Annotated in this window: 11 protein-coding genes and 1 pseudogene; 6 read left to right on the top strand and 6 right to left on the bottom strand. The window is 51.2% G+C overall.

Annotation, left to right across the window (positions count from 1 at the left end):
- Positions 1 to 202: 202 nt before the first annotated feature.
- Complete coding sequence (locus D8B20_RS20440) at positions 203 to 1,231, top strand: tyrosine-type recombinase/integrase (protein WP_145892058.1); 1,029 nt, start codon at positions 203 to 205, stop codon at positions 1,229 to 1,231.
- 193 nt (positions 1,232 to 1,424) lie between these two features.
- Here the strand turns inward: D8B20_RS20440 and D8B20_RS20435 are convergent.
- Both D8B20_RS20435 and D8B20_RS20430 read right to left on the bottom strand, forming a co-directional pair.
- Positions 1,425 to 1,765, bottom strand: a pseudogene (locus D8B20_RS20435) (transposase); the annotation flags it as partial.
- 681 nt (positions 1,766 to 2,446) lie between these two features.
- Positions 2,447 to 3,343, bottom strand: a complete 897-nt coding sequence (locus D8B20_RS20430) for a LysR family transcriptional regulator (RefSeq protein ID WP_145891770.1) — start codon at positions 3,341 to 3,343, stop codon at positions 2,447 to 2,449.
- Between the two features lie 204 nt (positions 3,344 to 3,547).
- Here D8B20_RS20430 and D8B20_RS20425 point away from each other — a divergent pair, with 204 nt between their 5' ends.
- The 3 genes from D8B20_RS20425 (at position 3,548) to D8B20_RS20415 (ending at position 5,595) form a co-directional block, all read left to right on the top strand.
- Positions 3,548 to 3,958: a (R)-mandelonitrile lyase gene (locus D8B20_RS20425; protein WP_145892055.1), complete on the top strand. Its 411-nt coding sequence runs from the start codon at positions 3,548 to 3,550 to the stop codon at positions 3,956 to 3,958.
- A gap of 98 nt (positions 3,959 to 4,056) precedes the next feature.
- Complete coding sequence (locus tag D8B20_RS20420; protein WP_145891768.1) at positions 4,057 to 4,704, top strand: carboxymuconolactone decarboxylase family protein; 648 nt, start codon at positions 4,057 to 4,059, stop codon at positions 4,702 to 4,704.
- A 222-nt stretch (positions 4,705 to 4,926) separates the two neighbouring features.
- Positions 4,927 to 5,595: a winged helix-turn-helix domain-containing protein gene (locus D8B20_RS20415; RefSeq protein ID WP_145891766.1), complete on the top strand. Its 669-nt coding sequence runs from the start codon at positions 4,927 to 4,929 to the stop codon at positions 5,593 to 5,595.
- A 186-nt stretch (positions 5,596 to 5,781) separates the two neighbouring features.
- Here the strand turns inward: D8B20_RS20415 and D8B20_RS20410 are convergent, their stop codons facing one another.
- Complete coding sequence (locus D8B20_RS20410; protein ID WP_145892053.1) at positions 5,782 to 6,678, bottom strand: LysR family transcriptional regulator; 897 nt, start codon at positions 6,676 to 6,678, stop codon at positions 5,782 to 5,784.
- Between the two features lie 96 nt (positions 6,679 to 6,774).
- On the opposite strand from D8B20_RS20410, the gene D8B20_RS20405 reads away from it, so the two are divergent.
- Entirely contained in the window at positions 6,775 to 7,752 is a 978-nt protein-coding gene (locus D8B20_RS20405; protein WP_145891764.1) for an NmrA/HSCARG family protein, read from the top strand.
- Positions 7,753 to 8,721: 969 nt separating this feature from the next.
- Here the strand turns inward: D8B20_RS20405 and repA are convergent.
- Positions 8,722 to 9,654 carry a plasmid replication initiator RepA gene (repA, locus tag D8B20_RS20400; protein WP_186454479.1) on the bottom strand — a complete coding sequence of 311 codons (933 nt, stop codon included), beginning with the start codon at positions 9,652 to 9,654 and terminating at the stop codon, positions 8,722 to 8,724.
- A gap of 283 nt (positions 9,655 to 9,937) precedes the next feature.
- On the bottom strand, positions 9,938 to 10,192 hold the full coding sequence (locus D8B20_RS20390) for a RepB family protein (RefSeq protein ID WP_046289565.1): 255 nt from the start codon (positions 10,190 to 10,192) through the stop codon (positions 9,938 to 9,940).
- A gap of 551 nt (positions 10,193 to 10,743) precedes the next feature.
- Here D8B20_RS20390 and D8B20_RS20385 point away from each other — a divergent pair.
- Positions 10,744 to 12,177, top strand: coding sequence for a DNA cytosine methyltransferase (locus D8B20_RS20385; protein ID WP_145891762.1), 1,434 nt, complete (start codon positions 10,744 to 10,746; stop codon positions 12,175 to 12,177).
- Between the two features lie 34 nt (positions 12,178 to 12,211).
- Here D8B20_RS20385 and D8B20_RS20380 read toward each other — a convergent pair whose 3' ends face one another.
- A complete protein-coding gene (locus tag D8B20_RS20380) occupies positions 12,212 to 13,420 on the bottom strand; it encodes a type II restriction endonuclease (RefSeq protein ID WP_145055621.1) in 1,209 nt (402 codons plus the stop codon).
- Positions 13,421 to 13,509 lie beyond the last annotated feature (89 nt).

The following is a 13,509-nucleotide window of genomic DNA, read 5'->3' as shown; positions in this document are numbered from 1 at the left end:
AAAGTAATAAGTTCATATAATTGGACTTATATGAGGCTAGGATCCACGTAAAGATCCGGTTATGATAAGGATCTGTCTCCGGTCATCCCTTTGTGAACAAAAAACAGGCAGCGCTGTGCGATTTTTTCAGGGTAACTACCCTGCGCTTTCTTCAGAATTCACGTAGCGACGTCGTGTCCTAAAAGGATATTAAATGAACAAAATGACTTCGCTTTCTCCGATGGCGGGCCTTGTGCCGACAGATGATGAGGACATCGCGGCGCGACTGCGTGAGTTCGTACAGGATCGGGAAGCGTTTTCTGATAACACTTGGCGGCAGTTACTGAGCGTGATGAGAATAAGTTACCGGTGGGCCGCTGAGCACGGCCGTCAGTTCCTTCCTATGTCACCCGCCGATCTGCGCGATTACCTGTTGTGGTTGCAGGCATCCGGACGCGCCTCATCGACCATCAGTACCCATGCGGCGCTGATATCAATGTTACACCGTAACGCAGGACTTATACCCCCTAACGCTTCTCCGCAGGTATTTCGCGCGGTTAAACGTATTAACCGCTCTGCTGTCATCTCTGGGGAGCGTGCTGGCCAAGCGGTCCCTTTCCGCCTACGTGACCTGCTGCTCCTGGACGCACGCTGGTCTGCGTCCGATCGCCTGCAGCAGCAGCGCGACCTGGCGTTTCTGCATGTTGCGTATGCGACACTGCTGCGTATCAGTGAGCTGGGACGTCTGCGAGTGCGTGATATTTCACGTGCCGCTGACGGTCGCATTGTGCTGGATGTGGCTTGGACAAAAACGATAGTGATGACCGGAGGCCTGATAAAAGCGCTGGGCGCACTCTCCTCTGAACGTCTTACTGAATGGCTGAGCTGCTCGGGACTGCTTAACGAACCGGATGCATTCATCTTCGGCCCGGTTCACCGCTCTAACCGGGCTTTGCCTGTCACAGACAAGCCACTCTCCACCCGGTCGCTTGAGGACATTTTCGCACGGGCGTGGCATGAGGCAGGTCCCGAACAGGCCCCGCGAGCGAATAAAAATCGGTACCGCGCCTGGTCAGGCCATAGTGCGCGCGTGGGTGCTGCCATCGATATGGCCACGAACAAATTCAGTACGGCTCAGATTATGCAGGAAGGCACTTGGAAGAAACCGGAAACGGTAATGCGGTATATCCGGCATGTCGATGCCCACGCAGGTGCAATGGTGGATATGATGGAACGGCGCCAGCAGGAATGAAACCCGGTAATCAGGCACGGTTAATAACTACAACTGGCTATTTTATACCAATTTTTATCAATAACTTCATTTTTACCTAAATGTCATCAGATTAGACCCTTAACAGCTCTCTATGGCTTCCGCCCAAGACCGTAGGGAGGCATCGTAAAAAGGCTATTGGCCATTTCTTTCACGGTAATATCATTACAGGGGCAAGCCTGCAGGCACAACGTTGCGACAGACCTGCGGCCTCACACATGACTTCCACGGTTTCCCGCCTCTGGTCTGCCGTCAGAACTTTCGGCCCAGAGCCACCTGAAGCGCCTCCTTATCCAGCATGGCTTAAGCGAAAAGCTTCCTGTAGCGGGCATTCACTTCTTCAAGTAACTTGAGCCGCTTTACTTCGGGAACTTCCATGCCGCCAAACTTATTGCGTCAGGTGTGGAAGGGGGCACCTGAAATAGCATGCTTCCTGCAGAGTTCATGGATTGAAACCCTGGCTTCAGCCTCGCGAAGAATACTAAAGATCTGTTCGTCGGAAAAACGCTTCTTCATGGGGATATCCTCATGTGACTTATGAAGACATTACTAACATCGCGGTGTATTAATCCACGGAGAGCAGGTCATAGTGAGGGCACCGGAAGGCGCGGGTGCAGAACATCTCCTCGGAAGAAAGTATAACGCACCATCCGGCACGTATGTGAGTATGACGACCAGCCCCTCCGGGTACAACATTACACTTGATTTATGATGGCTTATCAGAATTTTCTACACGTAACTAGTGCCAAATCTGCCAGGTTGATGTTGAGCAAGGCTGGTTAACGCTTCGTGGCGAACAAAGTAAGCTGAAACATACTGGTATGCACGTAAATGCCGCTTTTACAACTACCTATCTTGCTTCCATCTGTGTGCGTTAATTAGTCTCCATCTGGGGTGGGCAGGCGCCAATATAGGATCAGTGAGCCCTTAGAGGATCGCTTCGTTGTAGAAGTGACATACTTCACTTTCCTGTTGCCCATATAAATCGCTTCCCTATCCCAGATACCGTCCGGAACAAGGATGAGCTCATTCAAGCCGGGCTCTGCAGTTGTGATGTCAATCCAGTGCATCCCCTACCCTTAACGTTGAATGATAATTAATATAACTTTATAGCGTTCCGGCAAGATTGTCCTGTTGGTTCTCAACTTGAAGAATTGAGCCGATTTCAGATAGCTTAAAACGACAGGCATATTCTCATTAACCCTCACTGTACCGAAGCGAAGCGATCACTTCTGAAAGTGCCGGTGCCATCTGACGTCTGCTTGGATAATAAAGATGATAACCTGGAAAATGTGGCCACCATCGATCCAGAACCGGAATAAGCTTTCCTGACGCGATATGTGGCTGGGCCAGTTCCAGAGGGAGATAAGCGAATCCCAGCCCATCCAGCGCTGCCTGGAGCATATGATAGGTATTGTTGAAAACAGCCTGCCCCCTCACGCGCACCGCCAGCTTTCCCCCCTCACCTTCGAAATCCCAGGCATAGAGACCGCCGTGCGTCGGAAGCCTCAGGTTAATGCACTGATGCGCCGTCAGATCCCCGGGCGTTACGGGAACACTCTTCCCTTTCAGATAGTCCGGTGAACCCACTACGGCCATATGAAAGTCCGGGCCGATCCTGACGGCTATCATGTCTTTATCAACCACACTGCCTATACGGACGCCAGCGTCAAACTGCTGTGCAACGATATCAGTAAGCGCATAGTCCACATTTAGCTCAATGTTAATATCCGGGCAGCGTTTTAGCAAAATCTGCAGCCGCGGCCAGAGCACGGAAGCAATGGCATGGTCATGAGCAGTGATACGCACGGTCCCTGCCGGCTTTTTGCACAGAGACCTGAGAGAGACAAGCTCACTGTCAAGCTGGCTCAGCATAGGCTGGAGGGTAGCGTAAAGGCGCGCTCCCGATTCGGTTAGCGCAACGCTGCGGGTTGAGCGCGTCAGCAGCCTGATACCCAGCCGCGCTTCCAGCGCCGCGATGGCATGACTCAGTCCGGAACGTGACATACCCAGTTGCGCAGCTGCCCGTGTAAAATTTTTTTCACGTGCCACAATTGTAAAAGCCCGGAGATCATTAAGATTTTCAGCTGTCATTGTTGCATCTCATGCACATGCTCGTTCAGATTTGCTCATCTTATCAACTAATCCTGCCCGGTTTACACTCAAGTTATACCGACTGCTAAATGCGTTTGAACACACAATTAGCGTATAGAAGGTATTCGTACATAAAGAACGGCCATTATTGTGGATTCGCTGTTCTTCCTGTTTCCAGCTGTTTATTCAAAGGAGCATTCACCCATGATTACCGTTATGCAAACCGGAGAAAAGCCCTCGGCTGTAGGCCCTTCAGAATATTTCACCGGTAAAGTCCGCATTGATTCACCGTTTCAGGCGACGGAGCCGGCACGTATTGGAGGGGCGGCCGTAACGTTTGAACCGTCAGCTCGTACTGCCTGGCATACCCATCCGCTCGGCCAGACGCTCATTGTGACCGCTGGTCTCGGGCTGATACAGGAGTGGGGAGGCGAGGCGCGCAGGATAAGACCCGGAGATGTTGTATGGATACCCGCAGGTATCAGGCACTGGCATGGAGCCGCACCTGATACGGCCATGTCCCACATAGCGATTGCCGAGGCGCTGGAGGGACAGGCCGTAGACTGGATGGATCAGGTAACCGATGAGCAGTACGCTGCTGCCGGCAAAATATAACGTTGGGTATGTCATGTGAGATGAAAAAAGCCCCATTATGAGTGTGGCGCTGCCTTCACCAGATAAGATTACCGCTGTAAATGAGGAGACCTCCAACGATGAATGTCCTACAGGAATACCAACTTAATGCCCACCAAAAGCATCTGTCCCTGATAGCGGCCCGGGCAGCCGTCGGCAATATGACCGGTTTGAATGATGCCCTTCAGCAGGGTCTGGATGCCGGACTGAGCGTCAGCGATTGTCGGGAAGTTCTGGTACAGCTGTATGCCTATGCCGGTTTTCCACGTTGTCTGAACGCGCTGGGCGAGCTGATGAAAATTCTTGAAGAGCGTACAGTACGGGGCATTCAGGATGCTGAAGGACAGCAGCCAGGTCCGCAGCCGAAAGCCGAAGAGATGTTGCGGGTTGGAACATATAATCAAACCGCACTGGTCGGGAAACCTGTTGAAGGCCCTCTGTTCAGGTTTGCGCCGGCTGTTGATGCATACCTGAAAACACACCTGTTTGGCGATATCTTTAGCAGAGATAATCTGGACTGGAAAAGCCGGGAGCTGGCTACTGTCGGTGCGCTTGCAGCTATGACAGGAGTGGAGCCCCAGCTCAGGGCGCATGTGGGCATGAGCATGAACATAGGGATAGCAACGACTCAACTGGCTGAGCTGGTTACATTTCTGCAGGAACATGGAGAGCAGGATATGGCAAACCGGCTGCAGGTTGCTCTCAATACTTTGATGCAAGAACTCTGAGGCTTACTGCAAAGAAGAAAAAGCAGACGGAGGCACATCATTCGCTATAAACAGAAAACCATGAATAAGTTCTCAATGCCCGTCCAATCGGGCTCTAGTCCGGCTGAGTGCTGTACGTGATAATTTTGAGGTAGTTGTAAACTTACTCGTTGGCAATTCGTGCTCTCTTTGATACTTTTAGTTAACTTTTTCTTAACTTCAAATTCATTTCGAGACTGGCGAATGCGCATACTGATTTTTGACAGAAACCAGGCATCTTCCCGCTACGCCTCCGTACTGATGTCCCAACTTGGATTCCTGACAGATACGTTTTCAGATACTGATAACGCGCTTCGCTCGCTGAAAAAATTTTGTCCGGACGTGTTTATTATCAGTACGCACATTCTCAGTGAGCAGCACTGTGCGCTTATCCGGCGCTATCGCAGGCGGGGTTTCAGAACCCCGGTTATTGTGACGACCATGGAAAGCACAACAGCGCTCAGGATTGCCGCATATGAAGCCGGAGCAGATGATTTGGTTTCCGGAGATATCGTCCCGGAGGAATTTGTTGCACGCATCAGCGCTATTGTTCGCCGCAGCCAGGGGCACTCGTCAAACCGCATAGCACTCCCGCCTTACGAGCTGGATCTGTCTTCAAAACAGCTTCTGAAGGATGGAACGCAGGTAGACCTGACAAACTTTGAGTATGTCGTAGCGGAATCTTTAATAAAACGATGTGGAAAAGTAGTGACCCGGGATGAGCTTATGAGTCAGCTTTATTTGGATGCCGATCTGCGTAATCAGGATGTGATTAACGTTCTGATATGTAGGTTGAAGAAAAAGCTGTGCGGAGACTCCGGATTTAAAATTAAGAGCATCCGGGGCCTCGGTTATATATTCCGCTCGCAATAGAAGCATTACCGTTGTCGAGCGCTGCTCTGACGGGTAACTTCCCTGCTGAGTAGCTATTGGGCGCCACTCTGGCACAAAACTCAATTTTTTTGCAGCTTCCAGTGCCTGCTATAAACCAGTTAAGATTTAAAATATCCGCTTCTGGCACAAAGCGGACATTAAAGCTGCGCGGAAAGCAATTTTTTCTCAGGCATTCATTGAAACAATCAATTCTCTGATCCAACGATGCCCGGCATGGTTGTGGCTGCGTTCATGCCAGATCAGACAAATATCAAACTGTTCCGCAAGCCAGGGCAGCTCTGTGACGGTGAGTGGCCCTGAGTGCGCCTGCAATAAACGCCGGGGAATCAGCGCAACAAGATCGCTTTTATTAACAATTTCAGGGAGAAATAAAAACGAAGCTGCCGACATCACCACATTACGCTGATGCCCGAATGCGGCAAGCGCATCGTCAATTGGCGTAGTAAAACTGCCGCCGGAAGGTGAGACGATGACGTGCTCCAGTTGAACAAATTCCTCCAATTTAAGATTTGCCTTTAGCGCAGGATGGCCGCGTCGTCCAATCAGTACGTAACTTTCATCAAACAGGAAGCGGGTATGTAACTGTTTATGAAATGAGTCACGGGACGCAAAGACAAGATCCACCTCGCCGCGCGCTAACTGCTGGTCTGACTGCGCCATATCCAGATTGCGGACAGCGATGCGCACCCCGGGGGCTTTTTGCCGTAGCGCAAGCACCAGCGGCATGATCACGGCGGCCTGAATGTAATCAGTACAGGCAACAGTCACTGTCAGGTGGGCCCGCTCAGGATAAAAATCCTGATGGGAATAGAGCGTCTGTCGTAGTTTCTCCAGTGATTCTCGCAGTGGAATCAACAGATCAAGGGCTTTGGCTGTTGGCGTCATTCCCCGCCTTGCCGGAATGAGTAAGGGATCGCCAAACATTTCCCGCAGGCGATTTAGCTGGGCGCTGACTGCAGGCTGGCTGAGATGCAGTCGCGCTGCCGCCTTGGTGACGTTTTGTTCCGTGAGCAAGGCTTCAAGCGTTAGTAACAGGTTCAGATCAAGTTTTATGGTATCCAGCATATGGATTCCTGAATATAAAATAATCGATTTCACTTATCCCTTAACGCTCCTGATAATTCAAGCTCTCTATTTAAAAAATCCAGGAGTAAACATATGCAGGCAGACAGAAAACCTCTTATCACCGTGGTTGGCGCACTCAGCAAACAGGGGCGCAGCGTAGTACGCTCATTGCTGGCAAGCCAGCGTTATCGCGTTCGTGGATTAACCCGCCGTGTCAGCTCACCTGAAGCGAAAGAATTGGAAAAATTGGGCGCAGAAATGATTCAGGTTCCCCTTTTACCTGGTTACAAACAGCAATTTATTCAAGCTTTTAACGGTGCCAAAGGGGTATTTATGATGACTCCCGGCATCGCGCCAGAAGCGCCATTCGCCCCTACCCATGAACAGGAATTAGGAAAGGAGATTGCCGATGCAGCGGTGGAAGCGGGCGTGCAGCATCTGGTTTTCACCAGCCTAGAGAATGTCGAGAAAATTACCGGTGGCAAAAAATGGGTGCCTCACTTCACAGATAAAGCCAGGGTTGAGGAATATATTCGTACGCTGCCCATCAGGAGTTCGTTTATCTATATGGGGTTCTTTTATACCAATTTGCTGGAGTACTATCCGCCGTATCAGGAGGGTGACACGTTAATTTTCCCTCTATATTTACCCGAGGATTTTCGCGCTCCCTTTGTTGACCCTCTGACAGCTACCGGTCCGGCGGTGCTGGAAATTTTTAATAATCAGGATCAATACGCAGGGTGTTCTCTGCCGGTTATTGGCGAAATTCTTTCTCCCCGGGAAATGTTGGAAACCTTCACTCGCGTCACGGGGATAAAAGCAGCGTACCGCCCGGCCATCACGCTCAGGGAGTTGTTACACCATTTCCCCTTCTACTCAGGCATGAATGGCTTAACGGCAGAGATTGTGGGCATGGCTGAATATGCAGCTGAATATAGTTATTACCGCAAAGATCGTGATTTGTTATGGAGCAGGAAAATTAACCCGCAGGCGCTGACCTGGGAGCAATTTCTGCGGACCTCTGGCTGGCAAGGAGAATCACGCTCTTTTGGTGACCAGGTGGATTTATAGCGGCGGTCCCTTCCCTGGCGCGTTACGGCAGGCAGCAACATCTAAGATGCTGCCCGTTTCCTGATACCTTGATCAGAATCCACCTTCCAAAATTACGTCAGCGTTGAACGAGTCGGGTTGCGTATCGTCTCCGCTGCCATTCATGTGCACAGTGCGTTTGTTATCTACTTAACTGCCATTATCTATTACCCTAAACAATCTTAAGGAGCCATCCTCTGCGACAAACTTCCGATCGACATTCAGATAGTGCGCAGCCGACTCTCTGTATGCCGCGCAGCGCAGCCGCTTCCTGAAGCCCTATACCGCACAAATCCAACCACGCCCTGTCAGACGCCGTTGAAGCAGCGGCCTTTCAGGCGCACATAAGCCAGATGGTCGGAGACGAAAGAAAGAATCCGCAGCACTACTCACAGCCACTCCAAATCTGTAGTTACAACACCCATTTATCAGCCACTGCAGTTCCGGCCCTTCGGGCCGGGCGGCCGGGGCTGGTCAGTGGGGGCAACCGGGGTTCAGGTACGGCGCCGGGGTTTTGCCGGAGAGGGGCTGGGAGTTTCAGGTTTGGCTCAGGTGGGGTTAAAAGGAAGCATTAATGAATGATGTAACTAATATGGGCCCGCCGCCTGTCGGCGGGAGCTACTTCAAGCTCTGAGCGGCGCGGACGCTTGCGGCCGCTGCAAGCGAAGGCATTAAACTTATCCACGCAGAATGCCGGCATGAAAACCTTATTTATTATTTTGATTATTTCTTTCTGACGTAAGTCAGGGCTGTATTGCGCGTAGCAGTTATGGTGTATGCCGGTAATCTCCGCATATTGATTGCAGGTAACTGTGATAAAAAAAATGCGGGCACTGCGCGTGGCCGCTTTTCCCGCTTTTAATGACCTGCTGCAGACGCTGCTGCGCCCTTTCAGCTCCCTGCACAAACGCCACCACCGCCAGTCAAGGCGGTAAAAATTAGAGGCAGACGTCAGTGAACGATATCCGGTATCTCTGGCCGCGCGGACTCATAGTCGAGGCCCAGCTCCAGCTGCCGCAGGCATTTCCACACCAGGCGGTCAAAGTCTTCAGGTGGAAGGTCCCGCCATACGTGGGACGGCCGGGCGCGCAGCAGTTTGGCCACAGCATTGCGCCGGTCATCAAGCGGCAGTTTGCTCAGGCGTTTACGGCGCTTCTGCCTGGACGCTTTATCACGCCGGCTTATCAGCGTGGCCATGCGCATGTTTTCATACCAGCGCCGGCGCGCGGCGCGAACTGAGGCGTGCGTACCCGGCTCAATTATGCCGTCAGCTTCTGCAGCGAGGCGCGCGTTACGCTCTGCGAGAAACTTATTCATATCGATGCCGCACAGCTGCCAGAACTGATCCGTAAGTACGATATGTCGCGGCATGCAGTAGCCCGTCATCGGGTCCATTTCAAGGTCAGGACGCTCTATAAGGCCGTAGCGCTCCCATTCTTCAAACAGGCGGGACAGCCGGCTGGGCTCTACGCGCGTTTCCGGAATGACATTGCCGTTTTCATCTTTCGGGCTCAGTTCGTCGGCAAGTTTGCTGCCATTAAAGGTCACAACCGAGGTGGCAAGATCTGCACGCTGAACACACAGCGGCCACATAGCGTCATACAGCGCCTGCTTCTCCGGGCGAAAATCACGCTTGCGGCCAGCGACGTCGCGCAGCTGCACAAAGTAGGGGTGACGGGACATGCGCTGGCGCAGGGTCATTTTTCCTGTGCGCTTGTCCTTATTCACAAGGCGGTTCATAGCGTGGCCCATCTGGCCCGGCAGGCGGCGATAGCCTTTGGGCGCGAACCACTCAGGATTAGAGCATTTGCAGGCTGTAGAATGATCGCCGCGGTGGCGATTATCAGGACGTTTATCCTGAATGAGTGAAGTATGTTTATCCACCCCGCCCTTCGCTTAAATTGCACGGGAGGAGTACGCACAGAACGGATTGTCTTTTTCCGGGCATAAATCTATACTCCCCGCATAGAGTAATCGTTCTATGCGGTTCTCTAGGGCCCCGGTAATCTTGTCGCGTCGCCAAACAAGAAAGATTATCGGGGTTTTTTCTTTTCTGATTTGGTCCTACCGCCTCAGATCCCTGCCACCTTCCGGCGTGGCCAGCCATGGATTCTCAACTATTCGTAATCTATCACTCATTATAATGCTGAGCAATAACGTAATCCCCTTACGAAAAACCCTTTTTTTTAGTTTCTGCTTCGATAAGGTGTTCAAGCATTTCTGCCTGAGTCTTACCCGCTTCTTCGCATAACCTGATTAACGCTTGTTTCTGCTCAGTACGTATGAACACCTTGATTTCTTTATGCGTCTCACGTTTACGTGCCTGGTAGGCACGTACCCGCTCTTTATCCGAAGTCGGGTTCTTTCTGTTGCGAGTGGTTTTCTTTTCGGGAGCTGATGTTACTGAATCACGGGGGCTCATGCTCGTACCCTGTTGCAAAATAAGACTTTCCGCAGAATAGCATAAGCCAAATCAGTAATATCTTTAATTTACAAGGCTTACCACGCCACCAATGAACCGGGTGACAGTTCAGGTAGTCACTTCATTGAAGGCACTGCCACGAGATATATGCCATTAGCCCCTACCCCCTTCTATCCTCTTCGAACTGGTGACTTTTAGGTTATGACAATATGCCCCATGACTTATAAGTGATGACATTAGGGGTTTTCAGACGCGATTTACCCTATGACATTTGGGTATACTGGGCCGATTTTCTCCGCTTTATGCCATACCTGCCGAATTTTAAGCAGAATTCACGTAGCGTGATCGATTGTAAAGAGCGCTTAACTACCCTCTTAATAAATCTCATATCAGTATGTAAAGGAGCCATTTCCCGTTCCAAGCCTCATTTAAGGTGCTTTTTAGAAACAGCAGCTATCGATGGCTGGTACTGTTTAAATATCCAGATTAAACCTTTCCCTCTGGGTCAGATGAGTGATAAAATTTCACCTATAAGACCCATTGGAGGCATTATGTCTGAATTTGAATTACTGGCGCAGGATCTGCTTGAGAAAGCAGAGATAGATGAAAAGCTCCGGCAGGAAAATGATAAAAAGCTAATTGAGCAGGTGCTGGAAATCTATGATCAGAAGTACGTGGCCGAGTTACTCAGGAAAGTCGGCAAAAACGAGTGGACTCGTGAAACTCTTAATCGCTGGATTAATGGTAAGTGTTCACCTAAGTCGCTGACGTCAGCCGAAGAAGCACTTCTGCGAAAAATGCTGCCGGAAGCGCCAGCGCATCACCCGGACTATGCTTTCCGGTTTATTGACTTGTTTGCCGGCATTGGCGGTATACGAAAAGGCTTTGAAGCCATCGGTGGCCAGTGCGTTTTTACCAGTGAATGGAATAAAGAGGCTGTGCGCACGTATAAAGCCAACTGGTTTAACGATGAGCAGGCACACACGTTTAATCTCGATATCCGGGAAGTTACGCTCAGTGACAAACCTGAAGTACCAGAAACTGATGCCTATGCCTACATTGACGAGCATGTGCCGGATCATGATGTACTTCTGGCTGGTTTCCCTTGTCAGCCGTTCAGCCTTGCTGGCGTGAGTAAGAAAAACTCACTCGGCCGGGCGCACGGTTTCGAATGTGAAGCGCAAGGAACCCTTTTCTTTGATGTCGCGCGCATTATCCGCGCCAAAAAGCCGGCTGTCTTTGTGCTGGAAAACGTTAAAAACCTGAAGAGCCATGACAAGGGTAAAACCTTTAAAGTCATTATGGAGACCCTGGACGAGCTGGGTTATGAAGTGGCGGATGCGGCTGACATGGGCAAAAGCGATCCTAAAGTCATCGACGGAAAGCATTTCCTGCCTCAGCACCGTGAACGCATCGTGCTGGTCGGTTTCCGTCGCGATTTGAATATTCATCAGGGTTTTACCCTGCGGGACGTCAGTCGTTTTTATCCGGAACAGCGACCGTCATTTGGCGAGCTGCTGGAGCCGGTGGTGGACAGCAAATATATCCTGACGCCAAAGCTCTGGGAGTACCTTTACAACTACGCCAAAAAGCACGCGGCTAAGGGGAACGGCTTCGGTTTTGGTCTGGTCAACCCTGAAAACAGGGAAAGCGTTGCCCGTACGCTTTCTGCCCGCTATCACAAAGACGGTTCTGAAATTCTGATTGATCGCGGCTGGGATATGGCTATGGGCGAAACAGATTTCGCGAACGAAGAAAATCAGGCGAATCGGCCACGCAGGCTGACGCCGCGTGAGTGCGCGCGCCTCATGGGCTTCGAGAAGCCCGACGGCAGGCCTTTCCGTATTCCGGTGTCGGACACGCAGTCTTACCGTCAGTTCGGTAACTCCGTAGTGGTCCCTGTGTTTGAAGCGGTTGCGAGACTGCTGGAACCTTATATCCTGAAAGCCGTTTCTGCCGATGCTGAGAAGGCAGAAAACATCTGAGTGCGTCTCCCGGCAGGGTATGCCGGGAGATTATTCAGGGAAGATCGGCGTAAAGCCCTGTCAGCTCGGCAATAAAGGCGCCCAGCGTCATTAATTCTGCCCTTACCGCTTCCGGGTATTTTTTATGTAATGACGACGGCACGACCAGCCTGACCCCTTCCGCCTGCATTTCTCTGTACTGTGCCTGTGATACGCCCTCCTGCAGAGTAAACAGATGAACCGGAGAAATTCTGTTGGCTTCATTCAGTATCTGGCGCCAGCGATCTTTACAGGTGGTCTTAACTGCCAGCATACGCAGATTTTCTGCGGGAAATTCGGCGTCGTGGTAAGCCTCTGCGGAAGGGAAAAGGAAGTCAGGTTTTTTATTGCCCTCCGTAACTGCCTGCGTGGCAAAGTGCCGTAGCCCGTGCTCAATGAAGAGATGCTCCAGGTGCAGCTCCAGTGACTTTCCGGCCCGGGATTTACGACGATTACTGACAGAGTTGGCCAGCGCAATGAATTCATCCACGGAGCCAAATCCTTTCCGGATTATGTCCAGAACATGGAGTTCCTCAACCAACAGAAAAATGTCGTACTCGACGCGCCGACGGTCAATAAGCTGCTCATCCGGATTAAGGGAATTTTTCACATAATGGCCGGCGGCATACTCAATAATTTCATTTCCGGACGGAAAGCGCTGCTGCCAGTCCTCCGGGATAGTGTATTTATGATTAACGGGCATTTGCTGCAGAGACAGGCCGCCTAGGATTCGCCCGGCAGGCCCGGATATAAGCGTTCCGGGGATCACTTCACCAATAGCCGTCTCAATGATGTCCTCTTCATCAGGGCTGACGCAGACCCAGATGTCCACAGCCGTACTGTCCCCGCCGTCCTCATTAAGCCTGAAAGCCAGAAGCGTCAGGGCTCCGGTATTTTCAGGATCCTGAAGAGGGCTGCCTCTTCCCCAGCGTGTAATCCTCTTCTCGTTTCGGGTTTTACCAAAATAACGGCTGTTGTAATAAATTGCCCGGGCTTCGCTGTCCGGGCAGTCATGTGATGACACATGTGCTGTGATAAAGACTGAAGGGTTGAGCTCACGGGTATGGTTGATAGACGGAAATAGCTTCTCAACGATACCAGAAGGGATATAAAGCCCGACCTGATGACCACCTGTTGCGCCAGTGTCATTGGCGGAAAGGCGTTTAATGTAAACGAAGTAATTCCCGCCTGCGATCTCAAGTAGCCAGTTATGAAAAGCCGACATACATATCCCTCTGTTGTCCTGAAATTCAACTCGTCATTTTTCCACAGTCAGACAGAAGCTGCTAGGAAGGCTTTTGTAGATGCTCTGCC

This window comes from Candidatus Pantoea soli, assembly GCF_007833795.1.
Taxonomy (GTDB): domain Bacteria; phylum Pseudomonadota; class Gammaproteobacteria; order Enterobacterales; family Enterobacteriaceae; genus Pantoea; species Pantoea soli.
This window is presented reverse-complemented; position numbering and strand designations above follow the sequence as displayed.